The organism is Arthrobacter sp. HMSC06H05 (assembly GCF_001807395.1).
GTDB classification, from domain to species: Bacteria; Actinomycetota; Actinomycetes; order Actinomycetales; family Micrococcaceae; genus Pseudoglutamicibacter; species Pseudoglutamicibacter albus.
Map to the genome: position 1 here is coordinate 1 of NZ_KV788970.1, position 26528 is coordinate 26528.

Annotated in this window: 25 protein-coding genes and 1 tRNA gene; 17 read left to right on the forward strand and 9 right to left on the reverse strand. The window is 60.3% G+C overall.

Features of this window, described 5'->3' with window-relative positions; all coding sequences use genetic code 11:
* Nucleotides 1-205: 205 nt before the first annotated feature.
* From HMPREF3160_RS01025 to HMPREF3160_RS01040, 5 genes are all read right to left on the reverse strand, one after another.
* On the reverse strand, nucleotides 206-598 hold the full coding sequence (locus tag HMPREF3160_RS01025; protein ID WP_218078949.1) for an SDR family NAD(P)-dependent oxidoreductase: 393 nt from the start codon (nucleotides 596-598) through the stop codon (nucleotides 206-208).
* Between the two features lie 19 nt (nucleotides 599-617).
* Nucleotides 618-782 (reverse strand): SDR family NAD(P)-dependent oxidoreductase, encoded by a 165-nt coding sequence (locus HMPREF3160_RS10050; protein WP_198020681.1) that lies wholly within the window; start codon nucleotides 780-782, stop codon nucleotides 618-620.
* 37 nt (nucleotides 783-819) lie between these two features.
* Entirely contained in the window at nucleotides 820-1614 is a 795-nt protein-coding gene (locus HMPREF3160_RS01030) for a 3-ketoacyl-ACP reductase (RefSeq protein ID WP_070506543.1), read from the reverse strand.
* A 122-nt stretch (nucleotides 1615-1736) separates the two neighbouring features.
* Nucleotides 1737-3215: an aldehyde dehydrogenase family protein gene (locus HMPREF3160_RS01035; RefSeq protein WP_070506546.1), complete on the reverse strand. Its 1479-nt coding sequence runs from the start codon at nucleotides 3213-3215 to the stop codon at nucleotides 1737-1739.
* A gap of 32 nt (nucleotides 3216-3247) precedes the next feature.
* Nucleotides 3248-3580, reverse strand: a complete 333-nt coding sequence (locus HMPREF3160_RS01040; protein ID WP_198020682.1) for an MDR/zinc-dependent alcohol dehydrogenase-like family protein — start codon at nucleotides 3578-3580, stop codon at nucleotides 3248-3250.
* A 153-nt stretch (nucleotides 3581-3733) separates the two neighbouring features.
* Here HMPREF3160_RS01040 and HMPREF3160_RS01045 point away from each other — a divergent pair, with 153 nt between their 5' ends.
* From HMPREF3160_RS01045 to HMPREF3160_RS01080, 8 genes are read left to right on the forward strand one after another with little or no spacing between them, the layout of a single operon-like run.
* Complete coding sequence (locus HMPREF3160_RS01045; protein WP_070490964.1) at nucleotides 3734-4831, forward strand: hypothetical protein; 1098 nt, start codon at nucleotides 3734-3736, stop codon at nucleotides 4829-4831.
* Complete coding sequence (locus HMPREF3160_RS01050) at nucleotides 4828-5703, forward strand: HAD-IIA family hydrolase (protein ID WP_052048652.1); 876 nt, start codon at nucleotides 4828-4830, stop codon at nucleotides 5701-5703. Before HMPREF3160_RS01045 ends, HMPREF3160_RS01050 begins: the two co-directional genes overlap by 4 nt.
* Complete coding sequence (locus tag HMPREF3160_RS01055) at nucleotides 5696-5902, forward strand: hypothetical protein (protein WP_035757502.1); 207 nt, start codon at nucleotides 5696-5698, stop codon at nucleotides 5900-5902. The genes HMPREF3160_RS01050 and HMPREF3160_RS01055 overlap by 8 nt, the downstream gene beginning before the upstream one ends.
* Nucleotides 5899-6732, forward strand: coding sequence for a TlyA family RNA methyltransferase (locus tag HMPREF3160_RS01060; RefSeq protein WP_070506549.1), 834 nt, complete (start codon nucleotides 5899-5901; stop codon nucleotides 6730-6732). The genes HMPREF3160_RS01055 and HMPREF3160_RS01060 overlap by 4 nt, the downstream gene beginning before the upstream one ends.
* A gap of 25 nt (nucleotides 6733-6757) precedes the next feature.
* Nucleotides 6758-7846 (forward strand): NAD kinase, encoded by a 1089-nt coding sequence (locus HMPREF3160_RS01065; protein ID WP_141739770.1) that lies wholly within the window; start codon nucleotides 6758-6760, stop codon nucleotides 7844-7846.
* Nucleotides 7843-9576, forward strand: coding sequence for a DNA repair protein RecN (gene recN / locus HMPREF3160_RS01070; protein WP_070506551.1), 1734 nt, complete (start codon nucleotides 7843-7845; stop codon nucleotides 9574-9576). Before HMPREF3160_RS01065 ends, recN begins: the two co-directional genes overlap by 4 nt.
* Nucleotides 9577-9616: 40 nt before the next feature.
* Nucleotides 9617-10288 carry an NUDIX domain-containing protein gene (locus HMPREF3160_RS01075; protein ID WP_070506554.1) on the forward strand — a complete coding sequence of 224 codons (672 nt, stop codon included), beginning with the start codon at nucleotides 9617-9619 and terminating at the stop codon, nucleotides 10286-10288.
* Nucleotides 10281-11264, forward strand: coding sequence for a site-specific tyrosine recombinase XerD (locus HMPREF3160_RS01080; protein WP_070506557.1), 984 nt, complete (start codon nucleotides 10281-10283; stop codon nucleotides 11262-11264). The genes HMPREF3160_RS01075 and HMPREF3160_RS01080 overlap by 8 nt, the downstream gene beginning before the upstream one ends.
* 10 nt (nucleotides 11265-11274) lie before the next feature.
* On the opposite strand, the gene mgtE is transcribed toward HMPREF3160_RS01080, so the two are convergent.
* Entirely contained in the window at nucleotides 11275-12618 is a 1344-nt protein-coding gene (gene mgtE, locus HMPREF3160_RS01085) for a magnesium transporter (protein WP_035757517.1), read from the reverse strand.
* A 439-nt stretch (nucleotides 12619-13057) separates the two neighbouring features.
* Between mgtE and HMPREF3160_RS01090 the strand changes: the two genes are divergently transcribed.
* The 7 genes from HMPREF3160_RS01090 to argG all read left to right on the forward strand — a co-directional run bounded on the left by HMPREF3160_RS01090 (nucleotide 13058) and on the right by argG (nucleotide 21438).
* Entirely contained in the window at nucleotides 13058-13903 is an 846-nt protein-coding gene (locus HMPREF3160_RS01090; protein WP_035757520.1) for a ParA family protein, read from the forward strand.
* Nucleotides 13900-14886, forward strand: coding sequence for a segregation and condensation protein A (locus tag HMPREF3160_RS01095; RefSeq protein WP_239446483.1), 987 nt, complete (start codon nucleotides 13900-13902; stop codon nucleotides 14884-14886). The genes HMPREF3160_RS01090 and HMPREF3160_RS01095 overlap by 4 nt, the downstream gene beginning before the upstream one ends.
* Nucleotides 14883-15485, forward strand: coding sequence for an SMC-Scp complex subunit ScpB (locus tag HMPREF3160_RS01100; RefSeq protein ID WP_035757522.1), 603 nt, complete (start codon nucleotides 14883-14885; stop codon nucleotides 15483-15485). The genes HMPREF3160_RS01095 and HMPREF3160_RS01100 overlap by 4 nt, the downstream gene beginning before the upstream one ends.
* Nucleotides 15486-15539: 54 nt before the next feature.
* Nucleotides 15540-16598: a pseudouridine synthase gene (locus tag HMPREF3160_RS01105; RefSeq protein ID WP_035757525.1), complete on the forward strand. Its 1059-nt coding sequence runs from the start codon at nucleotides 15540-15542 to the stop codon at nucleotides 16596-16598.
* Between the two features lie 3 nt (nucleotides 16599-16601).
* Entirely contained in the window at nucleotides 16602-17705 is a 1104-nt protein-coding gene (locus HMPREF3160_RS01110; RefSeq protein ID WP_035757528.1) for a prephenate dehydrogenase, read from the forward strand.
* A gap of 2 nt (nucleotides 17706-17707) precedes the next feature.
* On the forward strand, nucleotides 17708-19864 hold the full coding sequence (gene der / locus HMPREF3160_RS01115) for a bifunctional cytidylate kinase/GTPase Der (protein WP_070506559.1): 2157 nt from the start codon (nucleotides 17708-17710) through the stop codon (nucleotides 19862-19864).
* A gap of 152 nt (nucleotides 19865-20016) precedes the next feature.
* Nucleotides 20017-21438 (forward strand): argininosuccinate synthase, encoded by a 1422-nt coding sequence (gene argG / locus HMPREF3160_RS01120; protein ID WP_035757534.1) that lies wholly within the window; start codon nucleotides 20017-20019, stop codon nucleotides 21436-21438.
* 142 nt (nucleotides 21439-21580) lie between these two features.
* Here the strand turns inward: argG and HMPREF3160_RS01125 are convergent, their stop codons facing one another.
* Together HMPREF3160_RS01125 and HMPREF3160_RS01130 are read right to left on the reverse strand one after the other, a co-directional pair.
* Nucleotides 21581-23107, reverse strand: a complete 1527-nt coding sequence (locus HMPREF3160_RS01125) for an amino acid permease (protein ID WP_070506561.1) — start codon at nucleotides 23105-23107, stop codon at nucleotides 21581-21583.
* Nucleotides 23108-23246: 139 nt separating this feature from the next.
* Nucleotides 23247-23684: a hypothetical protein gene (locus HMPREF3160_RS01130; RefSeq protein ID WP_070490944.1), complete on the reverse strand. Its 438-nt coding sequence runs from the start codon at nucleotides 23682-23684 to the stop codon at nucleotides 23247-23249.
* Nucleotides 23685-23901: 217 nt separating this feature from the next.
* Between HMPREF3160_RS01130 and HMPREF3160_RS01135 the strand changes: the two genes are divergently transcribed.
* Nucleotides 23902-23978, forward strand: a tRNA-Pro gene (locus HMPREF3160_RS01135).
* 168 nt (nucleotides 23979-24146) lie between these two features.
* Here the strand turns inward: HMPREF3160_RS01135 and HMPREF3160_RS01140 are convergent.
* Nucleotides 24147-24407, reverse strand: a complete 261-nt coding sequence (locus HMPREF3160_RS01140) for a hypothetical protein (protein ID WP_070506563.1) — start codon at nucleotides 24405-24407, stop codon at nucleotides 24147-24149.
* A gap of 387 nt (nucleotides 24408-24794) precedes the next feature.
* On the opposite strand from HMPREF3160_RS01140, the gene HMPREF3160_RS01145 reads away from it, so the two are divergent.
* Nucleotides 24795-26528, forward strand: a 1734-nt coding sequence (locus tag HMPREF3160_RS01145; RefSeq protein WP_070506565.1) for a DUF5979 domain-containing protein, incomplete at its 3' end; no start/stop codon positions are given.

Sequence of the window (26528 nt, forward strand, 5' to 3'; positions counted from 1 at the left end):
TGGGAGAGTAGGACACCGCCGAACACAACCATAGAGAGGATGTTGGTCCCGAAGCTCCCAACCCCCCACAGGGGTTAGGTCGCAGCATCGGGACCAACACCCATTTAAACCACAAACAACGGGCGCCGACACCTACAGACTAAAGCTGCCCGGTCAACCTCGTGAACAGGTTATCCGGGCAGTACCGTTCGGTCCGTTACTTGGTTCAGTAGGTCGCGCGACCCCCTGAAAGATCGAAAACTGCCCCGGTCGAAAAGGAGAGCACAGGCGAGGCCAGGAAGAACACCATCTCTGCGACCTCCTCCGGCTCGCCAACCCGGCCCATCGGAATACGGTCAAGAAGCTGCTTCTTCGTCGCCTCATCAAACCACGGCTGATCCAGCATCCCAGATCCGATCAACGCAGGCGCTATCGCGTTAACCAGAACCCCTGTCTTCGCAAGCTCCTTACCCACAGCCTTCGTCATAGCGATAACACCGGCCTTAGCCGCAGCGTACGGACTCGAGAGCGCATGCCCCTCCATACCCGCAGCCGAAGCCGTGTTAACGATCCGGCCGTATCCACGCTCAACCATCACCGGGATAGCTGCCTTGAGCATCAGAAACTGGCTCGTCAGGTTAACCTCCAGCAGTCCTATCGAGCAACCCGTCCAGATTGCTCTGCTGCAGGTCCACAGCAACAACGTTGATGCCAGCCTGCACAAACTTGTTCACTACAGCGCTCCCGATACCGCCCGCGGCACCAGTAACGATCGCAGTTTGACCGCTCACTACATTGCTCATGTGATCCTCGTTCCTCGAGAGACGTTCAGTTGAGTGTTCAGGTTGCCTTGACCACATTCAGGCCTCCCGCGATCCACAAGGGCTGGCCAGTCATATACGGAAGATCCCCGGACGCTAGCGTGCCCACTACCGTGCCGATATCTTCAGAGGTTCCCCAGCGAGAAAGAGGAACACGGCCCTCGGCGATCGCAGCATCGATCTCAGGGGAACCCGCAGACGCCGTCATCGCCGTCTTCATGAACCCGGGTCGGATCTCATGGACAGCCACGCCTTCCGGGCCTAAGCGGTAGGCCAACACTTTGGGGAGCATCGAAAGCCCTGCCTTCGTGATGTTGTATTGCGAACGGTCAGGGGAGACGAGCTCAGCCGCGATAGAGCTCACGATGATGATCGAGCGATAGATGCCATCAGAGCAGCGGGCATCGTCCTCCAACATGCGGTTCGCCACCACCTGGCTCAGAAAGAACGTTCCCCTCAGGTTGATATTAACTGCCTTATCGAAAGCCTCAGAGGAGAGCTCCAGAATGTCGGTCAACGGCCTAGCCGCGATACCTGCGTTGTTATGCAGACAATCCAGCCGACCGAAATCCCGCCAAATCTTCTCCACCACCTCGTGGTGGCGGTCGAGATCGGAAATATCCAGCTGGTAATACCGGGCTGTCACTCCCAGCGCTTCAAGTTCTGTGAGGCACGCGTCCGTGCCCGGTCCCGCCTCGGGTAGGTCCAGGATAGCCAGATCGAACCCACGGGCAGCCAAACCCTTCGCGGCACCCAGCCCCAGCCCCTGCTTACCGCCTGTCACCACGGCGACTGGGCGTACTGTTTCTTCCATAATGTCCTCCCATTACGTCAAGCTTGGCTTCCGTTTGTATGTTCACGGCTGAGAGGCCGTGGATACCGGGTGCGCTCATCCGGTTCGCACCACATGAGCGCACCTTCCCAGCCCTCCAATGATTAGAACGGGAACTGGTCCGTCCCTTCCGAGACACTGACCCAGTGATCGGTAGTGAACTCTTCGATGGCCCACTCGCCGTTGAAACGCCCAAGACCCGAGTTCTTCTCCCCGCCAAACATCACGTGTGCTTCATCGTTGACGGTGATGTCATTGACGTGGGTCATCCCGGCCTTCACTTCGCGAGCGAAACGCATACCGCGACTCAGGTCTTGTGTGTACACAGCCGACGACAAACCGAACTCGGTGTCGTTCGCGAGTTCGAGCGCGTGGGCCTCATCGTTGGCCTTGACGATCCCGACAACCGGGCCGAAGATCTCTTCGCGGAACAGCTCCATCTCCGGGGTCACATCAGCGAATACGTGCGGAGCGACCAAACGCCCCTCAATAGGGCCAGCCAGAACCTCACGCGCGCCTTCTTCGCGAGCCTGTTCGATCTTGGCAGTCACAGACTTCAGCTGACTGTCGTTGATCGCCGGTCCAACGATGGTGTTGTCATCCATCTGATCGCCATAAGCGATGGATGCTGCGCGCTTAACGTAAGCATCAACGAATTCGTCATAGAGCGGGGCCTGGACAATGATGCGGTTGACTGACATGCAGATCTGTCCCTGGTGAAGGAACTTACCCATGATCGCAGCGCCAACAGCCTTATCCAGGTCCGCATCGTCGAGGACAACGAACGGAGCGTTACCGCCCAGCTCGAGCGCGACCTTCTTGATATGTTCACCGCCAACCGCCGTACGGCCCACGCCCTTACCCACCGGGGTGGAACCCGTGAATGAGATCAGACGCGGGGTAGGGTGCTCCACGAAGTAATCGCCAATCTCCGAACCAGCACCAACAACAACATTGAGTACGCCTGCTGGCAATCCAGCCGCCTCGAAAATCTTGGCCAGCAGCAGACCACCGGTCAGCGGTGTGTCAGATGCCGGCTTGAGAACCACCGCGTTACCGCAACCCAATGCTGGAGCGACCGAACGCATCGACAGCGTGAACGGGAAGTTCCACGGGCTAATGACACCCACCACACCCAGCGGTTCACGGAAAACGTAGTTAGTTTTGCCAGGGGTGTTGGACGGCAGGATCTGCCCAGTGATGCGGGTCGGGAAAGTAGCGGCCTCGCGCAGCGAGCCGACAGCCAAGCCGGCCTCGACCGTCGCCTTGAGCGCACTCGAGCCGGACTCCGCGCGGATCAATTCGATGATCGCGCCCTGATTCTCCTCGATCCAATCCGCGGCCCTGTTGAGGACCGCGCCGCGTTCCTTGGGCGGGAGAGCGGCCCACTCGCGTTGGGCATCTGCCGCTGCCTCGTAGGCGGCATCGACGTCTTCTTGGGAAGCCTGACGGATGGTCGCGATCGGTTCGTCATTGAACGGGTTCACGGTAGTGGCAGAACCCTGGGATGTTCCAGCGCGCCAACCACCGATGTAGAGGTCTTCAGAGATCAGATCAGCGTATGAGGACTGAGCTGCAGACATGTCTATTCCTTTCGTTTGGAAGTACTAAGAGACTACTGGTCAGCGGTCGAGACCTTCAGGACAGCCTTGATGGTGCCGCCCTCATGGGCATCGGCGATCGCCTGGTCGAGCTCGTCGAAACCATAGAAAGACACGAGCCGGTCGAACGGGAAGCGCCCTTGACGGTAGAGGTCGATCAGCGCAGGGATCAGCGTGCGGCTGTTGGACGAGCCGCCGAGCGTGCCCACCACTGTCTTACCGAACAAGGTGCGCATGTGGTCCATGGAGAACCGTGCCTCTGCAGGCGCACCGCCCACCAGGATGAACGTGCCCATCTGGCCCACCGCATCGGCGGCTTGTTCTATGACTTTGATGCTGCCGGTCAAAAGGACATGGGACACATGTGTTGAAACGGGCGGTATCAACAGACTATTTGGATAGAAAGAAAAGTGTGATTGGCGGGCTTTCCCTCGAAGTCGTCGCTAAAATGGTCAGAGGCGCTTGAGGCACGAGCGCGGCACAATCACAAAGAGGGAAACGTGGCAGACGAGCAGAAACGTCGCTCCCCACGCGGAGCAGGCCAAGAACATGGCAAGAACCACCACAACCGTGGCGGGCACAAACGTGGACACGGTGCCTCACCACGTGGAGAACGTAGTCGTGACGACTGGAAGCGCGGCGAGCGTGGTGGCCGCGACGAGCGTGGCGGGCGTCCTGACCGGCGACGCGGTGAGCGCCGTAACGATCGGCAGCGTAACGACCGCCAGCATAATGAGCGCAACCGCCCGCAGGGACGCCGTGGCGGCGACATTCGTGCGGCGAACCGTCCAGACCGCGAACGCTCACCAGAAATCGATCCGAGCGTAACCGGTAACGAACTCGATAAAGAAACGCTCCGCGAACTCCGTTTCCTCGACGAAAAGCACCGTCCATGGGTAGCGAAGCACCTCGTTATGGCCGGCGCACTGATCGATGTTGACCCTGAACTCGCCTTCGCGCACGCAGAAGCGGCATCGCGTCGTGGTGGCCGAGTTGCCCTCGTTCGCGAAGCTGTAGGGCTGACCGCGTATGCGGCCGGCAAGTACAGCGAAGCACTCCGTGAACTGCGTACCCACCGCCGCATTTCTGGCGTCCACGACCACATCGCCACGATTGCTGACTGCGAGCGTGCCGTAGGTCGCGTTGAGAAAGCCCTTGAAACGCTACGCTCCGAAGAAGCTAAGGCGCTCAAGGGCCAGCCGCGTGCCGAAGCAGCGATGGTCGAAGCTGGGATCCTCCTCGACGCCAACAAGAACGAAGAAGCCGTCAAGGCTCTGCAGATTCCAACGCTCGACAGGAACCGTGCGTTCATCTTCAGCCCACGCCTCTTTGAGCTGTACGCAGACGCACTCGAAGCCACCGGGCAAGCCGAAGAAGCGGCTACTTGGCGTGCGCGCATCCCCGTTGCGATGGAGGCGCTGGGACTCAACGATGTTGAACCAGAGATCGTAGACCTCGTGGAAGACGATGAAGACTCGGACGAGGACGAGGCCAAAGAGACCGAGGCCAAGGATGGCGCCACCAACGATGCGGAACCTAATCCATCGGGCGAAGGCGCAGCTGATGTCGAAACCAGCGGCGAGGCCAGCGCGGAATGACCGGCGCCACGCATCAGGACGCGTCCCTGCTAGACATGCATGACGCCTTGCTGTGCGACCTTGACGGGGTTGTATATGCAGGCCCGGACGCAGTTTCGCACGCGGTCGAAGCGCTGGTCGCGGCGCAGGAGGCCGGTGTTCGCGTTGCCTACTGCACCAATAACGCATCCCGCACCCCGGAAGAGGTCGCCGAACACATCAGCTCGCTGGGCATCCCGACCATGCCCGAGCAGGTCTTCGGTTCCTCGCGAGCCGCTGCGGAACATGCACGGCAGACCGCAGCGGATGCACAGCTTCAAGAGCCGACCGCTTACATCGTCGGGACCGAAGCTCTACGCCGCGAAGCCGAAAACGCGGGCTTCAAACTTGTTGATTCAGCCACCGAGCAACCCGACTTTGTGTTGCAGGGCTTCAACCCCGACGTCACGTGGCGGCACCTCGCGGAAGCCGGCTACGCGATCACCGCAGGCGCGCGATGGATCGCAACAAATACGGACACGACGATCCCTCGGGCGGAAGGTATCGCTCCGGGCAACGGGACGCTCGTCGCCGCGGTGGCGGCCGCGACCGGGCAGGAACCTCTCGTGACCGGTAAGCCCGCTCCGACGCTGATGCAGATGGCGGCGCGAGCCGTGGGAGCACAAAATCCGCTCGTGATCGGCGACAGGCTTGACACCGATGTTGCAGGCGGGAACGCTGCCGGCTTCGCTACCGCGCTAGTCCTGACCGGGGTCGATACGCTCGCATCCGCCCGCAAGGCGGAGCCTGGGCTGAAACCGCGTTACGTACTCAATGATTTACGCGACTTGCGGGCACCAGCCAACTCCTGTGTACTCGAAGACAGCGGAACTCAAGAGAGCCTGAATGACTAGCGAGAACTCACCAGAACACGACGCGGCAACGGAACAGCCGGCACAAGAGTTGCCTGGGCAGGAACAGCCTGCGCAGGAGCTGCCGGAAGTACTGCAGCCGCTAGCTGACCTCGATTCGCTACCGGTCAGCGAACATCCCGAACGGTTCAGCCGTGTTCTTGACGACCTCACCAATGTCCTGGAGAGCGATCTTCCGTGAGCGCCCCTCAACGCCTTGACGCCGCACTTGCCGACTTCGGCTATGCGCCGTCCCGCACCCGCGCAGCCGTACTGATCCACGAAGGCCGCGTCTTCGTCGAAGGCAAGCCAGCGACCAAGCCTTCGGTCAAGATTAAGCCGGGCGCGAGCATCGTGATCCAAGAGCATGCCGAGGACCGTTGGGTGGGGCGGGCCGCCGGTAAGTTGCACGCCGCGTTGGAACGCTTGAGCACGCACGGGATCAGGTTGCCGATCAACGGGGCAACCTGCATGGACGCCGGCGCTTCGACCGGCGGGTTCACCCAGGTTCTGTTGGATCATGGGGCCGAACGTGTCTATGCGGTCGATGTGGGCCACGGGCAGCTGCACCCAAGCCTCGCTTCAGATGCCCGCGTTGTGAACCGTGAAGGCGTCAATGTTCGTCACCTTGAACCGGGCTTCATCCCTGGTGGGGTTGATGTTGTCGTGGGGGATCTTTCGTTCATCTCGCTCACGCTCGTGCTGGAGCCGCTAGCTGCTCAGCTGAAAGAGGGCGGCCGGATGATGATGCTGGTCAAGCCTCAGTTCGAGGTGGGCCGTTCCGGGCTGAATAAGGCCGGGGTTGTGGTTCATCCAGCCTTGCGGCGCCACGCCGTGACGAAGGTTGTGGACTTCGCTGAACAGGCCGGGCTGGGTTTGGAACCCGTGGCTGTGCTGCGCTCTGAAGTGCCGGGGCAAGACGGAAACGTCGAGTTCTTCGTGATGTGGATAAAAGAAAACACTACGGAGACGGATTCATCCACAAGAGAGCGCAACCTCACTGCTTTGCTGGACGCCGTTGACTATTCTTGAAGATCGGTAACAACAAGGAGCGTCAGTGCGTCGGATCTTGGTCATGACCCACACGGGTCGAGAAGAAGCTGTAGCGATCGCAATGCGAGCCGCGAGAGCTTTATCGGCCCACGGGCTTTCGCCTGTCATGATGCGCGATGAAGTCGATGTGATCGGCCAGATTCACGTTGACGGCGCGATGGTGGATGTGGACACCAAGGTCGAGGTCCTCGGCGAAGGCGTGGGGCTGGATGAGCTCGAGCTCGTGATGGTGTTAGGTGGGGACGGCACGATGCTGCGTTCCGCCGAGCTCGCGCGCGGCAGCAACGTTCCGCTGTTGGGCGTGAACCTGGGGCACGTCGGCTTCCTGGCCGAGAGTGAAAAATCAGATATCGATGCGGTGGTTGAGGCGATCGTCAACCGCGCTTACACCGTGGATGAACGCATGGCGATCGATGTGCAGGTGTGGCACGAAGGCCGTCGCGGTGCGCACACGTGGGCGCTGAATGAGGCCGCCGTTGAGAAATCGAACCGTGAACGCATGCTTGAGGTAGCACTCGATGTAGATGGTTCCCCGATCTCCACATTCGGTTGCGACGGTGTAGTGTTTGCGACTCCTACGGGCTCGACCGCGTATGCGTTCTCTGCCGGCGGGCCGGTCGTGTGGCCTGAGGTTGAGGCCCTGGTGGTCGCCCCGATCTCCGCGCACGCACTGTTCGCTAAGCCGCTGGTGATCGCGCCCTCCTCCACAACCGCTGCTGAAGTGCTGACCCGCACGGACGCCACGGGTGTCTTATGGTGCGATGGGCGCCGCATGGTTGAACTGGCCCCGGGCTCCCGTGTTGAGGTGACCCGCTCCAAGACCCCGGTGCGGCTCGTGCGACTCACGAACACCCCGTTCGCTGAGCGGCTTGTGGCTAAATTCAAGCTCCCCACGGTCGGGTGGCGCGGGCCTGTTGAAGACCCGGGTGTGCACCCTAAAACCTCCGAACTGCCCGCGGTGCGCCGCATCAGCGTTGTGGAACCACCACATAATTCCGAACGCCTGCCACCGCATCGGGCAACAGAGCTTTATCACGGAGAACCTTCGGTCACCCTGTTTGAAGAGTATCCGCGGCGAGGTGAGCCACGATGATCGAGTCAGTCAACATCCGCGGCTTAGGCGTTATTGAAGAGGCCTCGTTGCCGTTCGGCCCGGGCTTGACGGTGGTCACAGGTGAAACTGGCGCAGGCAAAACCATGGTTGTGACCGCGCTCGGCCTGATCTCTGGAGCGCGAGCCGATTCCGGTGTGGTTCGGCGCGGCGAAAACTCAGCAGTGGTTGAAGCCACCGTAGTTGGGTCCCCGCAAGATCCCGCGTTCCAGATCGCTGCCGAGGCCGGCGCTGAGACTGACGTTGACGACGGCGCGGAAGAGGCTGTTCTCTATCTCTCCCGCACGATCGCCGCGAAAGGCCGCAGCCGTGCACATGCAGGCGGGCGAGCGGTCCCTGTGGCGGTGCTCGGCCGTATCGGCGAATCCCTTCTGACGGTTCACGGGCAGACAGATCAACTGCGCCTTCGCGGTGCTGCCGAACAGCGAGCCGCACTCGATGCCTTCGCAGGGGCCGAGCTCGAGGCTGCCCTGACGCAGTACAAGGCTGTCTACCAGGACCTGAAGGCCGCCCGTGAAGAGCTCGCTGACGTTGAGCAGAACCGCTACGAACGTCAGATGGAAGAACAAACCCTGCAAGCTGCGCTCGAAGAGATCGATGCGGTGGACCCGCAGAAAGGCGAAGCCCAAGAACTCGATGCGCGCGCCGACAGGCTCAGTCACATCGAGGAGCTACGCGAGGCCGCGGTGAGCGCGCACTCCGCGCTGGTATCGGACGAGATCGGCGAAGCCGTGGACGTGGTCTCCCTCTTAGACGCCGCCCAGCGTGCCTTGGAAGCAGTCGATAGTCAGGACCCGGCTTTGGCGGAGCAGACCCAGCGTCTGCGCGAGGTCGGCTATGTGATCTCCGATATCGCAACCGAGCTTGCAAGCTATCAGCAAGGCCTTGATGCGGACGGGCCAGCGGAGCTTGCCGCTGTCGAGGAGCGGCGGGCCGCGCTGAATTCCTTGACACGTAAATATGCTCCCGATGTGGACGCGGTCATCGACTGGGCCGCCCAGGCTCGCGTTCGTCACCTCGAGCTATCGGATGATCCGGCGCGCGTTGAAGAGCTCGCAGAAAAGGTCGAAGAGCTTACCTCCCAACTCACCGAGCACGCCGAACGCGTTCATGCCCTACGCGCAGATGCTGCCCAACGGCTGTCCGAACGCGTGGATGAGGAACTTGCGGCCCTCGCGATGCCGAACGCCCACCTTGCGATCGAGGTCACCGAAGCCGAACCAGGCCCGCACGGCGCTGATGAGATCGCTTTCCTCCTAGCGCCGCACTCCGGCGCTGACCCGCGCCCACTCGGTAAGGGAGCATCCGGCGGTGAACTCTCGCGCGTCATGCTCGCCCTCGAAGTTGTGCTCGCAGCCACTGACCCGGTCCCGACGTTCATCTTCGACGAAGTCGACGCCGGAGTCGGCGGGGAAGCGGCCGTGGAAATCGGCCGCCGCCTGGCCCGGCTGGCCCGCCACGTCCAGGTGATCGTGGTGACCCACCTGCCGCAGGTTGCAGCGTTCGGTGACCAGCACCTCACCATCAACAAGACCAGCCACAGCGAAGGCGCTGACGGGTTCACCGCATCGGACATCAAGGCACTCGAAGCGGATGAACGCGTCAAAGAACTCGCCCGGATGCTCGCGGGCCAATCGGAATCCGAAGCGGCCCGAGCCCACGCGCAAGAACTACTCACAGACGCTGCCCGCGAACGCAACGAAGCCAACTGAAACTCAACGTCAGCGACTCAAGCACGGTCACGAGGAGCCCATGTCCACGCATCAGCCAGAACACCAGCCCAACACCGGGGCACACGAACTCGGTGACATCCAGGTTCCCGCTGCCGTGACTGACGCGCAAACCGTGTTCAGCGGAGCGATCTTCGACATCACGCGTGAAACGTTCACAATGCCCGGGGGCGATAAGCCCATCACGCGCGAGTTCATGACCCACCCCGGCGCCGTGGGGATCCTCGCACTCGATCGAGACAACCGGGTCCTGCTGCAAAAACAGCGCCGCCAACCCGTGCGGGCTGAACTGTGGGAAGTCCCGGCAGGTCTACTGGATCTGGAAGGCGAGGCAGCATTGGATGCCGCGCGGCGCGAACTCGCAGAAGAAGCTGACCTGCGCGCAGACACCTGGCATGTTCTGGCAGACCACTACATGTCTCCGGGTTGCTCCTCGGAAGCGATGCGTATCTACCTCGCACAAGATCTGCACGAGATCCCTGAAGGTCAACGCCACGAACGCACCGAAGAAGAAGCGTTCCTGGAACCCCAGTGGGTCCCACTCGAAGAAGCTATCACCGCGGTATTAGAAGGCAGGATCGGCAACCCGACCACGGTCGTCGGAATCCTCGCGCTCGCCGCCCACAACGTGCACGGGAACCGGACCCTACGGCCAGCCGGTGCGCCATGGACGGCACGCCCGCAACATGCCTGAAGCAGCACTGAGCGCGCTTGAGAGCAGCGCGGATGTCTATCTGCAACACCTGGTTGTTGAACGGGGTCTTTCCGCCAACACCGTGGCCGCATACCGCCGCGACCTGCGGCGCTACACCGACTACCTCGCCAGCCAAGGCATCACGCACCCCGGCGATGTCACCCCGCAGAACATCAGCGCGTTCCAACAGTCACTCAGGGACGGCGCGGATGGGAAGAAGCCGCTCGCGGCACGTTCAGCTGCGCGCACGGTTGTTGCGGTGCGCGGGATGCACTCATTCTGGGCGCTTGAAGGGATCACCGCCGACAACGCGGCAGCAGACATCCACCCCAACGCGGTGCCGCAACAGCTACCTAAAGCCTTGAGCGTTCCCGAGGTCGCTCGCCTCATCGAAGCCCCTGACACCTCAACACCGGCGGGACTACGGGACCGTGCCCTCATCGAGTTCCTGTACGCGACCGGGGCTCGCGCATCAGAAGCGGTGAGCCTCGATGTGGACGACCTGAGCCTAGCGCTAGACACAACCGAGGCTGGAACGGACCGCGACGCGGAAGGCCAGAAGCTACCCTCGGTGGTCCGGGTCCGGGGTAAAGGCGATAAGGAACGATACGTCCCGCTGGGCAGCTACGCAGTCGAAGCGCTCAACGCATACCTCGTACGGGGACGGCCCGCCCTGGCTGTCAAAGGGAAAGGTAGCCCGGCGCTGTTCCTCAACCAGCGAGGCGGCAGGCTCTCACGCCAGTCGGTCTTCAATAGCGTTACGGCCGCCGGGCATAAAGCGAACCTCACCCAAGAGATCAGCCCGCACACGCTACGGCACTCGTTCGCAACGCACCTCATCAGCGGCGGGGCGGACGTCCGTGTGGTTCAAGAGCTGTTGGGGCACGCATCGGTGACCACAACTCAGGTCTACACGATGGTTACCGCTGACACGCTGCGTGAAGTCTTCGCGACATCGCACCCGCGTGCCCGCTGAGCCGAACGGCTTAAATACCAAGAATCACAGACGCGATGCCGAAGTAAATGAGCAGGCCGGTCGCGTCGCAGAACGTGGAGATAAACGGGTTGGAAAACACTGCCGGGTCCGCGCCGACCTTCTTGGCAATGATCGGCATCATGCCGCCCACCACGGCCGCCTGAACACACACCGCAAGCAGAGTCAGGCCTATCACGGCGCCGAACGTGAACCCGTAGATGAACCCAGTGATCACAAATGCGAGCGAACCCAGGATCAAACCGAGCACGAAACCGACCCGTAGCTCACGCCAAATCACTTTAGGCAAGTCACGAATACGCACTTCGCCCACGGCGAGCGCGCGCGTGACGGTGGTTGCGGCTTGGTTGCCGGTGTTACCGCCGGTACCGGTCAGTAGCGGGATGAAGAGCGCGAGGATCACGACTGTGGAGAGTTTGTCTTCGAAGAGGTCGAGGACTTTGACGGTCAGCGCGGCTGAGAGCGCGAGCATCACGAGCCATACGACGCGGGAACGGACGATCCGCATGATCGAGGAGGAGAGGTAGGACTTCTCGAGCGGTTCGGAACCGCCGGAGCGTGCGGCGTCTTCGGCGTCCTCTTCGCTGATGATGTCGACTGCGTCGTCGTAGGTGAGGACACCGAGTAGTCGGTGTTCGGCGTCCACGATCGGCATGGCGAGTAGTTTGCCTCCGAGGAAGCGGCGGGCGGTTTCTTCACGGGGGTCGGTTGCGTGCGCCGATTCGGCTTCGCGCATGATCTCGCGGACGCTCAGCTCATCGTTGGAGGACAGCAGGCGGCGTAGCCCGGTCACGCCGAGGAGGATGCGGGAATCGTCCAGGACCGGGAGCATGTAAATAGTTTCGGGTTCGTCGATGTGCGCTTTGACGTGGTCGATGGCCTGCTTGACGCTCCAGTCGGGGCGTAGCCACAGCACTTCCGGGGACATGTAGCGCCCGATCGCGTCTTCCGGATAGCCAAGCACCGTGGTGGTCATGGCGCGCTGCTCTGAGTCCAGCCCGGACATGAGACGGTCAGCGACCTTGGCGGGCAGCTCGTCGAAGAGGGACGCGCGGTCATCGGGGTCGAGCTCGTTGAAGATCTCTGAAATTTCGCCGTGCCGCAGCTCAGCGATCAGTTCCGCCTGAGTTGCGGGGGTGAGGCTTTCAAACACCGCGAGTGCCGTGTCTTTATCCAGAACCCGGTACACGATCGCCGCCTGTTCGGTCGGCAGCGTTTTCATGAGGTAGGCCATGTCGTGGATGGGGACCTTGCGGGCAAGATGGCCCAGCTTGATGAGGTCTGCCTCTTTTCGAGGGTGTTCCCTCAGCGAATCAATCAGGTGATCCATCGTCATAGTGACTCCTCAACCCGGGGCGGGGAACGTTGTAATATGCTGTGGCCGCTCTTACATTACCCGGCAGGCGCTTCAATCAGCTGCGAAATGAACGATGCGGGCCGCGACTCGCGCTTGCCCGGCAGGTCGCGTGCGCTTGTCTGGTGGCTCGCGTTCGGCTGAAGGCAGGTCACTTGCCAAAGTTTCGAGTTTCACTTGAGGGTCAAGGCTCGCCGATACAGAGGCGAAAATCCGGATAAACAGCTCATTCACCACTAGCCTTAAAGCACAGCACACAATTGATGCAGTGCACGGTGAAACTCAAAACAGAGTAGAACTCAGCACGGAGTACAACTCGGTACAGAGCGGAACTCGGTACAGAGTGGAACTCAGCACAGAAGGGCGGTCTGCACACGTGAGCGATCCAAACTCCTTTGGCCGAGTACCTGCGCCTGGTGGTATGCAGGAGCTCAACGCTCTAGGACGCCCCTTGACCCAACTGCCTGAACCGCCGGTTCTCACCGAACATGGACCAGCCCGCATCATTGCGATGGTCAACCAGAAAGGTGGGGTCGGGAAGACGACCTCATCGATCAACCTCGCCGCGTCCCTGGCCGAACTTGGCCGCCGCGTACTCATCGTCGACTTCGACCCACAAGGTGCAGCCTCCGCAGGCTTCGGGGTCAACCCGCACGAACTCGACCTGACCGTCTACAACGTGCTCATGGAACGCCACGTCGACATCCGCGACGCGATCCTGCACACCGACGTAGACAACATCGACCTGCTGCCAGCCAACATCGACCTCTCCGCGGCAGAAGTGCAGCTTGTCAACGAAGTCGCCCGCGAACAAGTCCTCGCCTCACAGCTACGCAACGTCTCCGATGACTACGACGTCATCATCATCGACTGCCAGCCATCCCTCGGCCTGCTAACGGTCAACGCGCTCGCCGCATCCCACGGCGTCATCATCCCGCTCACCGCCGAGTTCTTCGCGCTACGCGCCGTAGCGCTACTGATCGACACCATCGAGAAAGTGCAGGACCGCATCAACCCAGACCTACAGATCGACGGCGTGCTCGCGACCATGTACGACCAACGAACCCTGCACTCGCGTGAAGTCCTCGGCCGGCTCGACGAAGCATTCGGGGACAAACTGTTCGAAACCGTGATCCGCCGCACCGTGAAATTCCCGGACGCCACGGTCGCGATGGAACCGATCACCGAGTTCGCGCCATCCCACGCCGGAGCGCAAGGCTACCGCCGGCTGGCTAAAGAACTCATCGCACGCGGCGGAGCTCCGTGACACTCAACCCCGCCACGGGGACACAACAGTCAGCGCCGGCAATACACACGCCCGCCGCTGAGGCTCAGCCACCAGGCGCCGGGCACGAGAGCACCGCCCCTAAAGCCCCCGGTCCGGCCGCGAGCGCGAACTTCCAAGTAACGCTTGAGAACTTCAACGGCCCCTTCGAAGTTCTGGTCGAAATGCTCAGCCGACGCGACCTCGACATCACCGAAGTCGCGCTCGCCGAAGTCACGGATGAGTTTGTGGCTTATCTGCGAACACTGGCTGACGAGGTCGGAGCGACTGTCCTGGACGAGACAACAGAGTTCCTGGTTGTCGCCTCAACGCTGTTAGATATGAAGGCCGCGCGCCTGCTCCCACAAGGTGAGGTCGAAGACGCCGAGGATATTGAACGCCTCGAAGCACGCGACCTTCTGTTCGCCCGGCTGCTGCAGTACAAGGCGTATAAAGAGGCCGCGAACGTCCTGGAACACTTACTGGAGGCCGGAAGCCGTTTTGTTCCACGGCAAGTCAGGGCCGATGATCCCGATGTTCGCGAGCACCTCCCGGAACTCGAATGGACACACACCCCGCAACAGTTCGCACAGATCGCCGCGAAAGCACTGAGCCGTAAACACACCACCGAACCGGAGGCGGTCGGTACCGACCACATCCACAACGCACCTGTCTCAGTCGCGGAACAGGCCCAACACATCGCCGCCAGGCTACGGGCCGCGAAAGCGCTCACCTTCAGCGAGCTCACCGCCGATGCCGAAGCCTCGCTGGTTGTGGTCGCCCGATTCCTAGCCCTATTGGAGATGTATAGGGACCGCGCAGTGGAGCTTGATCAAGAGTCCCCGTTGACCGAGATCATGGTCGAATGGATCGCTACCGGAGCCGGAGAGTTCCGCGTCGCTGAATACGATGGCGACGAGGAAAACGCTAACGACGTCAGCATCAACGACGCCAGCGACGGCAACGACGCAGGAGGAACACCATGAGTCCAGAGACGGACACCACCGGTGACGCGGAAGTTCGTGAAGGGCTTGAAGCTGTTCTGATGGTCGCTGACCGGCCGCTCACCGAGGACGAACTTTCCCAGCTGCTTGAGGTCGATGCGGCATTCGTGAGCCGCGTACTGCACGGGTTGGCCGCCGAATACGATGGCGAACCGGACCCAGCAGCCGCCGGCTTCGGTGCCCGCCGTGGCTTCCAGCTCCGACGGGTGGGTGGCGGCTGGCGTATTGGGGCGCGGCAGGAGCATCGTGAGCTTGTTTCTCGTTTTGTTCTTGAGGGGCAAACAGCCAAGCTGTCTGCGGCAGCGATGGAAACGCTGGCGATCATCGCCTATCGGCAGCCGGTGTCCCGCGCCCGCATCGCGAGCATCCGCGGCGTGAACGCCGATGGCGTGGTGCGTACGTTGATGACGCGCGGTTTGATCGAGCAAGTCGATACCGATGAGGTCACGGGTGCGGGTCTCTTTGGGACCACGCCGGTACTTCTGGAAAGATTAGGCGTAGACAGTCTTGATGAACTTCCTGATCTGTCGCCACTTTTGCCAGGTGTTGAAAACTTGGATGATGTACTGCCCTCGTTGTGATAATGACGGCGAAGGCGGATTAGTCATTCGCTAATCATAAGGACGTTGAGACGTATGACTCGCCAGACTGGATCGAATCCGCGTGGGGGTTCGTACCGCCGCGGGCACGGTAAGCCGAAACAGCAGCCGAAGGGGCATCAGGCGGGGCAGGTTCGTCGTGGCCGCGCTCCCAAACAGGACGAGGTTGAGCAGCACCTGGGCGGCCAAAAGACACAGCACGGTAGTCAGAAAGGCGGCGGACACAAAGGCGGCGCGAACGGGCGTGACCAGAAGCCGCGTGGTCCGCGGGCTTTCGCTCAAGAGCGGTTCAATGATCTAGGTCCGGTGCGTCGGCGCCGTCGCGGCCCGTCGACCCCGGTGAATGCGGGGCCGCGGAAGGAACACAGCGAAGGCGAGCGTCTGCAGAAGGTCATGGCGAACGCGGGTGTCGCATCGCGCCGTGCAAGTGAGGAGATCATCCTCGCGGGCCGTGTTGAGGTCAACCATCAGATTGTGACTGAGCTGGGTACGCGTGTGGATCCTGAGGTGGACGTGATCCACGTGGATGGGATCCGTCTTCAACTGGACACGGAGAAGACCTACCTGGTGTTCAATAAGCCGGCAGGTGTCGTGACCTCGATGAACGACCCGGAGGGCAGGAAAGACATTTCAGATTTCTTGCGTGAAGGTCAGGCTGAGCGCTTGTATCACGTGGGCCGTCTGGATTATGAGACGGAAGGGCTGCTGTTGTTGACCAACGATGGCGAGCTGGCCCACCGTTTGACGCATCCGTCTTTCGAGGTGGCTAAGACGTATCTGGTTCAGATCCGTGGCCCGTTGCCTGAGGGCGTGGGCGCGCAGATGCGTGAGGGGATCGAGCTTGAGGACGGTTTGGCGAAGGTTGATTCGTTCCGTCTGGTTGATGGCGCGGGTAAGGACCTGGTGGCCGAGGTGGTTTTGCACGAGGGTCGCAACCGGATTGTGCGTCGCCTTTTTGATGCGGTGGGTTTCCCGGTACGTCGCTTGGTGCGTACCCAGATTGGCCCAATCACGTTGGGGCAGCAGCGGCAAGGTTCGGTGCGTCGCCTGAATAAGACTGAGGTGGGGCATTTATTGGCGGAAGTGGGTTTATAGGCTGTGGCTGAGGGGTACCTTCAGGGGCCCGTTCTGGTGATTGGGACGGGGCTTTTGGGAACGTCGGCGGCTTTGGGTCTGCGTTCTGCAGGCCTTGAGGTTGGTTTGCGGGATGCGTCTCCGACCGCGCAGCGTATTGCCGTGGATATGGGGGCCGGGTTTGTGGCGCCGCGGGGCACGGATTTCGCGCCGGCTTTGGTGGTTGTTGCCACGCCGCCGGATGTGACTCCGGGTATTGTGGCTGAGGCTTTGGCGGAGTTCCCTGAAGCTGTTGTGATCGACCTTGCCTCGGTTAAGGGCTCGGTCATTGACGTGTTGAAGGCCAACGACGATGTGGCTGAGGCTGATCTGGCTCGTTACGTTGGCTGCCACCCGATGGCTGGGCGTGAGAAGTCTGGGCCTGCCGCTGCCCGGGGTGCGTTGTTTACGGCCTCGCCGTGGGTTGTTGTCCCGCATGAGGGATCCACCTCGCATGCGGTGAAGACGGCGAAATCGGTGGGTTTGGATTTGGGTGCCTCGATCACGGTGATGGATGCGAAGACCCATGATGCCGCGGTCGCGTTGGTTTCGCATTTCCCGCAGATCGCGTCTTCACTTTTGGCTTCGAGGCTTTTGAACGCTTCGGCGTCCTCGTTGGCGTTGGCGGGTAATGGTTTGCGGGATACAACCCGGATTGCGGCGAGTGACCCGAAGTTGTGGATTCAGATTCTGGCGCATAACGCTACCGAGTTGATTCCGATTTTGGAGGGTTTGCAGTCGGATTTGGATCGGTTGTTGGCCACGTTGCGTGACCCTTTCGCGTCTGGTGCTGCGTTGGATCTTGCGGAGTTGATGACGGAAGGTAATCAGGGGCAGGCGCGTATTCCTGGTAAGCACGGCGCGCCGCCGCAGTCTTTCGCTACGGTTTCTGTGATTGTGAATGATGAGCCTGGCCAGGTGGCCCAGTTGTTGACTGATATGGGTGAGGCCGGCATCAATATGGAGGACCTGCGGATGGAGCATTCGGCGGGTTATGAGGTTGGTTTGGTTGAGATCCAGGTTTTGCCTGGGCGTCGCGATGAGCTCGTGTCTGTTTTGACGGGCTTGGATTGGAAGGTTGTGCAGTGAGTATGGATGCGCAGGATGCTTTTGGTTCTCTGATTGTTGCTATTGATGGCCCGGCGGGTTCGGGGAAGTCGTCGGTGTCTAAAGAGGTGGCCCGGACGTTGGGTTTGGGCTACCTGGATACTGGCGCGATGTATCGTGCGGTGACGTTCGCGGCGTTGGAGTCCGGTATTGATCTCTCGGATCAGGATGCTGTTGCCCAGGCTGTGATCGAGGCTGATATCCAGTTGTCTACTGACCCTGATGATCAGCGGGTTGTTGTCAACGGCCGGGATGTGACTAAGGAGATTCGTGAGCCGCGGATCTCTGAGCGGGTTTCTGATGTTTCCACGAATCTGAAGGTGCGCGAGAACCTTGTGGAGCGGCAGCGTAACGCGATTGAGGACGCGGGCCGGATTGTTGCTGAGGGCCGCGATATTACGACGGTGGTGGCGCCTTTCGCTGATGCGCGCGTCTTGCTCACGGCCTCTGAGGAGGTGCGGATGAAGCGCCGTGGCTTGCAGTTGAATAACACGCAGTCCGCGCAAGCCTTGGCGCAGCAGGTGGGGGAGCGCGATAAGAAGGACTCCTCGGTTGTGAACTTCATGGAGGCAGCTGAGGGCGTGACGCTGGTGGACACGTCCGAGTTGAATTTTGAACAGTCTGTTGAGGCCGTTTTGACGGTTGTTGAGCATGAGGTCAGCAAGCAGGCCAGCGCGATTGTCGATGGTGATGATGAATCGGATGAGCAGCGTGCTGAGGCGTTGCTGGCTGGCTTGCAGGACTATGAGCTCGATGACGAGGATGCCGCGCTTCTAGCTGGTGAGGGTTGGGAAGCCGATGAGGCTGGTGAGAACCCTCCGGTGGTCGCGATTGTGGGCCGCCCGAATGTGGGCAAGTCCACGCTGGTGAACCGTATTCTGGGGCGCCGTGAGGCAGTTGTTGAGGACCTTCCGGGGGTCACTCGTGACCGTGTGACCTATGACGCGGAGTGGAACCTGAAGCGTTTCCGTGTTGTGGATACGGGCGGTTGGGAAGCTGATGCGAAGGGCATGGACCGCTTGGTCGCTGAGCAGGCTGAGCGTGCCGTGGACGTGGCTGACGTTGTGGTTCTTGTGGTCGATGCGGTGGTGGGCGCTACCGCGGCCGATGAAGCGATCGTGAAGATGCTACGCCGCAAGGGCCGACCGGTCTTGTTGGTTGCGAATAAGGTTGATGGCCCCTCACTTGAGGCTGATGCGATGGCACTGTGGAACCTTGGTTTCGGTGAGCCACATCCGGTCTCGTCTTTGCATGGCCGTGGCACCGCGGACGTTTTGGACGAGCTGATCAAGATGCTGCCGGAGGAATCAGCTTTCGGCGAGGCCGAGCCGGAAGGCGGGCCGCGCCGCGTGGCGCTGCTAGGCCGGCCGAACGTGGGTAAGTCTTCGCTTCTGAATAAGCTGGCAGGCCATGAGCGTGCAGTGGTTTCCGATGAGTCCGGCACTACACGTGACCCGATCGATGAGTTCGTGGAACTGGATGGCCGGATCTGGAAGTTCGTTGACACGGCGGGCTTGCGCCGCAAGCAACACATGGCATCGGGTGCTGACTATTACGCATCCCTACGCACGGCCTCGGCTCTAGACAAGGCTGAGGCGGTCGTCGTGCTGTTGGCTGTGGATGAGGAGTTGGCCGAGCAGGACCAGCGGATCCTGCAGCAAGTGATTGACGCGGGCCGTTGCCTGGTTTTGGCGTTCAATAAGTGGGACACACTTGATGATGAGCGCCGCTACTATCTGGAGCGGGAGATCGAGCAAGACCTCAAGCATGTCTCGTGGGCTCCACGGGTCAACATCTCGGCGAAGACCGGCTGGCATAAAGACAAGCTCGCCCCGGCCCTGGATGTTGCCCTGGAGTCTTGGGACCGCCGTATCCCTACAGGCAAGCTCAACTCTTTCTTAGGTGAGCTGGTCGCTGAGCATCCGCACCCGCTGCGCGGCGGTAAGCAGCCTCGTATTCTGTTCGCGACGCAGGCGAGCGGGCGGCCACCTAAGTTCGTGCTGTTCACCACAGGCTTCCTGGACCCGGGCTACCGGCGCTTTATCGAACGCCGCCTGCGTGAGACGTTCGACTTCCGCGGGACCCCGATCGATATTCAGATGCGGGTGCGTGAGCGCCGCGGAAATAAGCGCAAAAAGTAACACTGGGTGCGCGGTTTCTCACGTTGAGACCGTGGATGCCGCACGAGTGCGCGGGCGCATGATGGTGCGCCCGCTGGAACTGTGACGCCTAGGATGCGGAAGTGACGTCTCGGATTCGGGGGCGTAAATTGTCCAACGTTAGAATGGCGAATATGTCTAAGGTTCTTTCCAATCTGCCCGTCGGCGAGCGAGTCGGCATTGCTTTCTCAGGTGGCCTCGATACGTCTGTGGCTGTCGCGTGGATGCGTGAAAATGGCGCGATCCCGTGCACCTATACCGCGCACATCGGTCAGCCTGATGAACCGGACATCGAGGGAGTGCCTGGCCGCGCGAAAGAGTACGGCGCTGAGATCGCACGCCTGGTTGATGTTCAGGACATGCTGGTTCAGGAAGGTATCGCCGCGCTACAGACGGGTGCTTTCCATATTCGTTCTGGCGGTAAGACGTACTTCAACACCACGCCTATCGGGCGCGCAGTGACCGGCATGATGCTGGTGCGCGCCATGAAGGAAGACGGCGTGAACATCTGGGGTGACGGCTCTACATACAAAGGCAACGACATCGAGCGTTTCTACCGTTACGGCCTCATGGCTAACCCGAACCTGAAGATTTACAAGCCGTGGCTTGATTCGAAGTTCGTTGACGAGCTAGGTGGCCGCCAGGAGATGTCTGAATGGCTCACCGAACGTGGCTTCCCATACCGTGATTCCGCCGAGAAGGCGTACTCGACGGATGCGAATATTTGGGGTGCAACGCACGAGGCGAAGGATCTCGAGTTCCTCAACAACGGCGTGAACTTGGTTGAGCCGATTATGGGTGTGGCTCCGTGGGATGAATCGGTTGAGATCAAGACCGAGGACGTCACGGTGACTTTCCATGAGGGCATGCCGGTTGCGATCAACGGCGTCGAATATGAAGACAAGGTCGAGCTGGTTAAGGAAGCCAACCGTATTGGTGGCCGCCACGGCTTGGGCATCTCTGACCAGATCGAGAACCGCATCATCGAGGCTAAGTCCCGCGGTATCTATGAGGCCCCGGGAATGGCGCTTCTGCACATCACGTATGAGCGCCTGGTCAACGCGATCCACAACGAAGACACGATCGCGACCTACCACAACGAGGGCCGCCGCCTGGGCCGGCTCATGTATGAAGGCCGCTGGCTGGATCCGCAGGCACTCATGCAGCGCGAAGCCCTGATCCGTTGGGTTGCGTCCGCTGTGACCGGTTCGGTGACGCTGCGTCTGCGCCGCGGTGATGATTACTCAATCATGAACACCGAAGGCCCGAACTTGTCGTACCATCCAGAGAAGCTTTCGATGGAGCGCGTGGGTAACGCCGCGTTCGGCCCGGATGAGCGGATCGGCCAGCTCACAATGCGTAACCTGGATATCGCTGACTCGCGTTCCCGCTTGGAGCAGTACGCGACCCAGGGCATTGTTGGCGGGGTGACCGCCCAGCTTGTAGGTGAGCTTGAGGCTGGTGGCGCTGACGCGATTGTTGCCGGCGCCGAGCAGGCCGATGAGGAACTGGATGAGGCATCGAACCGTGCAGCATTCGACATGGGTACCGACTAACCCAGGGGTATCCTACTCAGCAACCCAGCGCACGGCGTGCTGAGTCTCTCACTGACTCGAAACGTAGCGATGGGGCTGCGGTTCAGACGTTCAGACTGAACCGCAGCCCCATCGCTGTTTTGGATCGTAGTTCTAAAGGTTTTTACTCCTTGTTCGGTTCTGGGCTTACTTCCTGGTGTGGATCGTATTCGCCGGGTTGCAAGCCGGAGACATCGATCTGATCGAGTGGGATGAGGCGGCCTTGTTTGGTGATGAGGGCGTGGATGCCCCAGATCGCGAGGAAGATCGGCAGGCCGATGTATGAGGAGAGCACGGCTATGAGGTTCCCGTTTTGGATGGCTTCGAAGTTTTGGCCGATGATGACCACGAAGATCACGCTCAAGCCGACGATGGGCCCGAACGGGTAGAGCGGGGCCTTATACGGAAGCTCGGAGAGGCTGTGGCCTTGTTTGACGAAGGCTCTACGGAAGCGCAGGTGGCTCCAGGAGATGCCCGCCCAGACCGTGAAACCGCACAGCGCGGAGATGTTGAGTAGCCATGTGTAGGCCTGGCCTTCGCCCATGAGATGGGTAGTGAACGCGAACCCGCCGATCGCGGCAGTGGTGAGTAGCGCTGGGACAGGGACGCGCCGCTTGGACAGCCACGTGAAGATCTTGGGTGCACGGCCGGATTCGGCGAGTGCGTAGAGCATGCGGGTTGAGGAGTACAGGCCCGAGTTACCTGCGGAGAGGATCGCGGTGAGGATCACGGCGTTCATCACGCCTGCGGCGAGTGCGATGCCGGCGCGGTCGAACACGAGAGTGAACGGGGATGCGGTGATGTCTTCGTCGTTGGCGGCCGCGAGCAGGCTCGGGTCCGTGTAGGGGAGCAGGAAGCCGATCACGGCGATCGCTGCGATGTAGAAGATCATGATGCGCCAGAACACGCCGCGGATGGCTTTCGGCATGTCGCGGCGCGGGTTCTTCGATTCTCCTGCGGCGACGCCTACGAGTTCGGTGCCTTGGAAAGAGAAACCAGCAACCATGAACACGGCGATGGTGGACCATGGGCCGCCCACGAACGGGGCTTCGCCTGTGGTCCAGTTGTGGAAGCCGGGGGATGGGCCGCCGATGATGCCGATGATCATGAGCACGCCGAGCACGAGGAAGACTAGGACCGTCACGACTTTGATGAGGGCGAACCAGAACTCGGATTCGCCGAAAGCGCGGGCTGAAAGTGCGTTGATAGTAGTTAGGAGAATGAGGAAGACGGCCGCCCAAACCCATCCGGGTACGTCGGGGAACCAGAAACGCATCACAAGCCCTGCTGCTACGAGTTCCGCGGCGAGGGTGATGGCCCAGTTGAACCAGTAGTTCCAGCCGGTCGCGAACCCGAATGAGGGGGATACATAGCGGGAGGCGTAGACCTCGAAGGAGCCTGCCACGGGTAGGTGGGTAGACATCTCACCCAGTGACTGCATAACCATGAGCACTACGAAGCCGATGAGTGCATAGGCCAGTAGCGCGCCGCCCGGGCCTGCTTGGGAGATGGTTGCACCAGATGCGAGGAATAGTCCGGTGCCGATCGCGCCTCCGATCGCGATCATGCGCATGTGGCGTGCGTGCAGGCTTCGGTTGAGCCTGTCTGCCGCATCGTTATGTGTGTGAGACGTGTGTTTGGTTGTGCCCATGGGGTGCCCTTCGCTTGTGTAGAGAACGCGTGAGGAGCTCACATCATGAGCGAAGACCTTACTCCTTTCTGGCCGCTTATGGGGGATAAAGTCACGAAGTGACGCAAGCAGGAACAGGCGGCAATAGCTTCTGCTGTGTTTACTGGTCTACGTAGGTGCAGAGGGCGCGGCCGGGTTTGACGTTGTCTTGGTGTTCAGCCACGACTTCACCGTTGATGAGGATGGTGCATTTTGCTGCCAGGTGCGCGGCTTGTGGCACGTCGAAGCTCACGCGCACGTCGGAGAGGTCGTTGCTTTCACGTTTCACAACGATCGGTTCGGTGGTTGCGGTGTCGAGTGTGCCGTGTTCACCGCCGATTGCTGGGCCGAGCTTCCAATCCATTGAGGTGAGGTCGGCCGGGTTGGTTGTGGTGGTTTGGGGTTGGGTTCCGGTTTCCACGGCGATGACGCGGAACTCGACTTCCACGGTTTCGGCGCCACAACCGGTGAGGCCCGCCCCGATCAACGTTGTAGCAAGACCGGCCCCGAGCATCTTGGGCAAGCGATGAGCAGGTGTTGAGGCGTGGCGGGTGAACATACGGGCCTTTCAGTGTTTTGCGATCCATAATCGAAGCGTCAGTGATCTGTGATTGATCCGCGATTGTTCTGAGTTGTTGATCGTCATCATTGTCTCATCTGCTGATGAGCCGCGCGGGACTGCCATCGATTGGTCGCGTCATCGCGGCATAGTGTACGGTTGATCCGAGTCCGTCCCACCTTGTTTGGGTAGAGCCTATACAGTGCTGGATGGGTTGCGGGCTATGGCGCAGCTTGGTAGCGCGCTTGTCTGGGGGACAAGAGGTCGTCGGTTCAAATCCGGCTAGCCCGACCACGTTATATCGCTGGCGGGGTCACAACAGTTGTTGTTGTGACCCCGCCAGTGTTCTATCTAGGTTTTATCTAACTGTGCGGCCTAGAACTGGTAGTCGGTGGCGTCGCTCGCGGGCCTCGGATTTAGCGTCTTTGATGGCCGCAAGAACAAGGGTGGCCAGGCGAATCATCATGCGCTGAGACTACGGGTCAATGCTTTTCTCGCGTACTCGCTTGTTGACATTCCGCGTCGTTTTGCCTCGGTCTCAACAAGCTTCCAAAGCTGTGCTGGGACGCGCACGCTGTGAACTTCCATCGGGTCAGTGCGAATCCAAGCGGGAGTTTCTTTAGTCAGGGTCGAGTCAGGGAATCCGGCTTCGGCTTCGTCCGCCCAGCGCTGCACGTCTGCGTCGGTAAATGCGACGCCGTTGACATCGGTGTATTTCGTCATCAGTCGTTCTGGCGTCAACCACCTCGTATCGACCTACGTGACGGGGTGGTGAAGTTGAAGCTATGAAATATATGCCCTGTGAAGTAATTCTGTGAGATCTATACAGATCCCCAGATATTCGGCGCGAAATCGGCGAAAAGTACTCGAAACAAATCAACAATCAAGGCGTAACAGGTACTTGATGGTAGTCACATATAGATTCGGCGCATGCATGATCATCAAACTTCCTGTATTCTGTAAGGTTGTAAGCGGTAACAAGACTAGCCACCACTCGCGTGAGCCGCTTGTTGCGCTTAGTCCATGAAGTTCATGCAGTCTTTCTTAGCAGTTGAGCAAACCGCTAAAGCTCGGTCTAAGGAAGGCGTTCACCTCAGGAAGGAAAATTGCATGAAAACAAAGAAAAGTAGGCTAGGTGGCCTGCTTTTGGCGATGCTCCTGGGTGCGGCATCCCTGGTTGGAATCACCCCAGCCCAGGCAGCACCTGATTTCACTTACCCAGGCGCCATGTCCGACGTCAACGTGACGTTCAAGGATAAAGATGGCGGCCAGGCACGTGTCGATGACGAAGTAAAGGTCACGGCAAAGTGGAACGTTCCAAACGGAGCACAGGCTGGCGAAACCTTCGGCATGACCCTGCCGAAGGAATTCTCTAACTACGGTAACGGTGAGTTTTCGGTTCCAGATAAGGAAACAGGCGAAACCGTTGCTAACTGTAAGGTTACGAACGAGCCAGCGCCAACTGTCACCTGCACCCTGACTGACTTCGTCAACGGCAAGGAAGACGTAGGCGGCGAACTGTGGTTCCTCGCAACCCTCGACGAGCAGAGCGACAACAACACCGCTGATTTCATCATCGACGGCAAGACCGTCCCTGTTCCAATCCCAGGTGACGGCGGCATCGGCCCTGTAGGCCCAGGCCACGCAGCTGATGACCCATACAAGTACAGCGCACGCACCAAGCATGGTGCCGACGTGATCGCTTGGGGTATCCAGTTCCCTAACACCGTCGCCGAAGACGGTACTGTGACCGTTACTGACGCGATCGTTGATAACACCGAGTTCGAGCGTCACAAGGCCAACAACTTCGATATTGAGGTCGAATACCGCAACGTTGCCGAGGACGGCACCTTCGTTGAAGGTGAAGACTGGGCACCTGTTGACCCAGCTGACTTCGAGACCAACATTGCTGAAGGCAGCACCAACTTCACTGTCACGGTGAGGAACGTTCCAACCGATAAGCGCGTTCAGTACCGCATCCTTTACTGGACCAAGATGGACGGCAAGGCCTTCGAAGGCGACGTTTTCAAGAACACCGCAAAGGTCAACGGCAAGGACGCTGAGGCGACTTTCACCTACACCGCAATCGGTGGCGGTACTGGTTCCGGTAAGGAATACACCCGCTTCTCCATCGCCAAGGCAGTTGAAGGTAACGGTGCAGACCAGGTTCCAGCAGGCACCAAGTACACCGTGAAGTACACCGCTGCAGGTGAAGAGGACACCCTCGAACTCGAAGCCGGTGAAGAGAACCGCGTGAACTCCAAGCGCTACAAGATCGGCACCGAGTTCAAGATCACCGAAGTCAACCTTCCAGAGGTTGACGGTATCGAGTGGGGCGACTACGAGATCACCGGTGACGGCGTAACCAAGAACGAAGACGGTTCGTTCAGCGTTACCCCAGCAACCAACGAGCCAGCCAAGCTGACCTTGGTCAACAAGGCTGAGAAGAAGGTCCAGAACGGCAACCTGTCCGTTACCAAGGCGGTAACCGGCGACGGTGCTGACCTCGTTCCTGCAGACACCGAGTACAACGTCAAGTACTCCTACGAGCTCGATGGCGAAGAGAAGTCTGGCACTCTCACCGTCAAGAACGGCGAGACCGTGTCCCTTCCTGAGGACGTTCCTGCAGGCACCAAGGTCCGCCTGACCGAAGAGAAGCCAGCTGACTTCGAAACCGAAGACGGCAAGAAGGTCATCTACGGTGAGCCGAAGTTCTTCATCGGCGATGAACTGTGCGACGACATCCTCGTAACGGTTGAGGGCGATAAGACCAAGGAGATCAAGCTCGAAAACCCAACCACGGTTGAAGAGCCAGAGCCAGAGCCATCTGATGAGCCAACCCCG

Excerpts from the sequence above, each read along its gene's own strand:
- mgtE (WP_035757517.1), bottom strand. The coding sequence starts at position 12,618 with ATGACGATGGATCACCTGATTGATTCGCTGAGGGAACACCCTCGAAAA.
- HMPREF3160_RS01025 (WP_218078949.1), bottom strand. The coding sequence starts at position 598 with ATGCTCAAGGCAGCTATCCCGGTGATGGTTGAGCGTGGATACGGCCGG.
- HMPREF3160_RS10050 (WP_198020681.1), bottom strand. The coding sequence starts at position 782 with ATGAGCAATGTAGTGAGCGGTCAAACTGCGATCGTTACTGGTGCCGCG.
- HMPREF3160_RS01125 (WP_070506561.1), bottom strand. The coding sequence starts at position 23,107 with ATGGGCACAACCAAACACACGTCTCACACACATAACGATGCGGCAGAC.
- HMPREF3160_RS01030 (WP_070506543.1), bottom strand. The coding sequence starts at position 1,614 with ATGGAAGAAACAGTACGCCCAGTCGCCGTGGTGACAGGCGGTAAGCAG.
- HMPREF3160_RS01140 (WP_070506563.1), bottom strand. The coding sequence starts at position 24,407 with ATGACGAAATACACCGATGTCAACGGCGTCGCATTTACCGACGCAGAC.
- HMPREF3160_RS01130 (WP_070490944.1), bottom strand. The coding sequence starts at position 23,684 with ATGTTCACCCGCCACGCCTCAACACCTGCTCATCGCTTGCCCAAGATG.
- HMPREF3160_RS01035 (WP_070506546.1), bottom strand. The coding sequence starts at position 3,215 with ATGTCTGCAGCTCAGTCCTCATACGCTGATCTGATCTCTGAAGACCTC.
- HMPREF3160_RS01100 (WP_035757522.1), top strand. The coding sequence starts at position 14,883 with ATGAGTCCAGAGACGGACACCACCGGTGACGCGGAAGTTCGTGAAGGG.
- HMPREF3160_RS01090 (WP_035757520.1), top strand. The coding sequence starts at position 13,058 with ATGCAGGAGCTCAACGCTCTAGGACGCCCCTTGACCCAACTGCCTGAA.
- HMPREF3160_RS01105 (WP_035757525.1), top strand. The coding sequence starts at position 15,540 with ATGACTCGCCAGACTGGATCGAATCCGCGTGGGGGTTCGTACCGCCGC.
- HMPREF3160_RS01055 (WP_035757502.1), top strand. The coding sequence starts at position 5,696 with ATGACTAGCGAGAACTCACCAGAACACGACGCGGCAACGGAACAGCCG.
- HMPREF3160_RS01080 (WP_070506557.1), top strand. The coding sequence starts at position 10,281 with ATGCCTGAAGCAGCACTGAGCGCGCTTGAGAGCAGCGCGGATGTCTAT.
- HMPREF3160_RS01050 (WP_052048652.1), top strand. The coding sequence starts at position 4,828 with ATGACCGGCGCCACGCATCAGGACGCGTCCCTGCTAGACATGCATGAC.
- HMPREF3160_RS01075 (WP_070506554.1), top strand. The coding sequence starts at position 9,617 with ATGTCCACGCATCAGCCAGAACACCAGCCCAACACCGGGGCACACGAA.
- argG (WP_035757534.1), top strand. The coding sequence starts at position 20,017 with ATGTCTAAGGTTCTTTCCAATCTGCCCGTCGGCGAGCGAGTCGGCATT.
- recN (WP_070506551.1), top strand. The coding sequence starts at position 7,843 with ATGATCGAGTCAGTCAACATCCGCGGCTTAGGCGTTATTGAAGAGGCC.
- der (WP_070506559.1), top strand. The coding sequence starts at position 17,708 with ATGGATGCGCAGGATGCTTTTGGTTCTCTGATTGTTGCTATTGATGGC.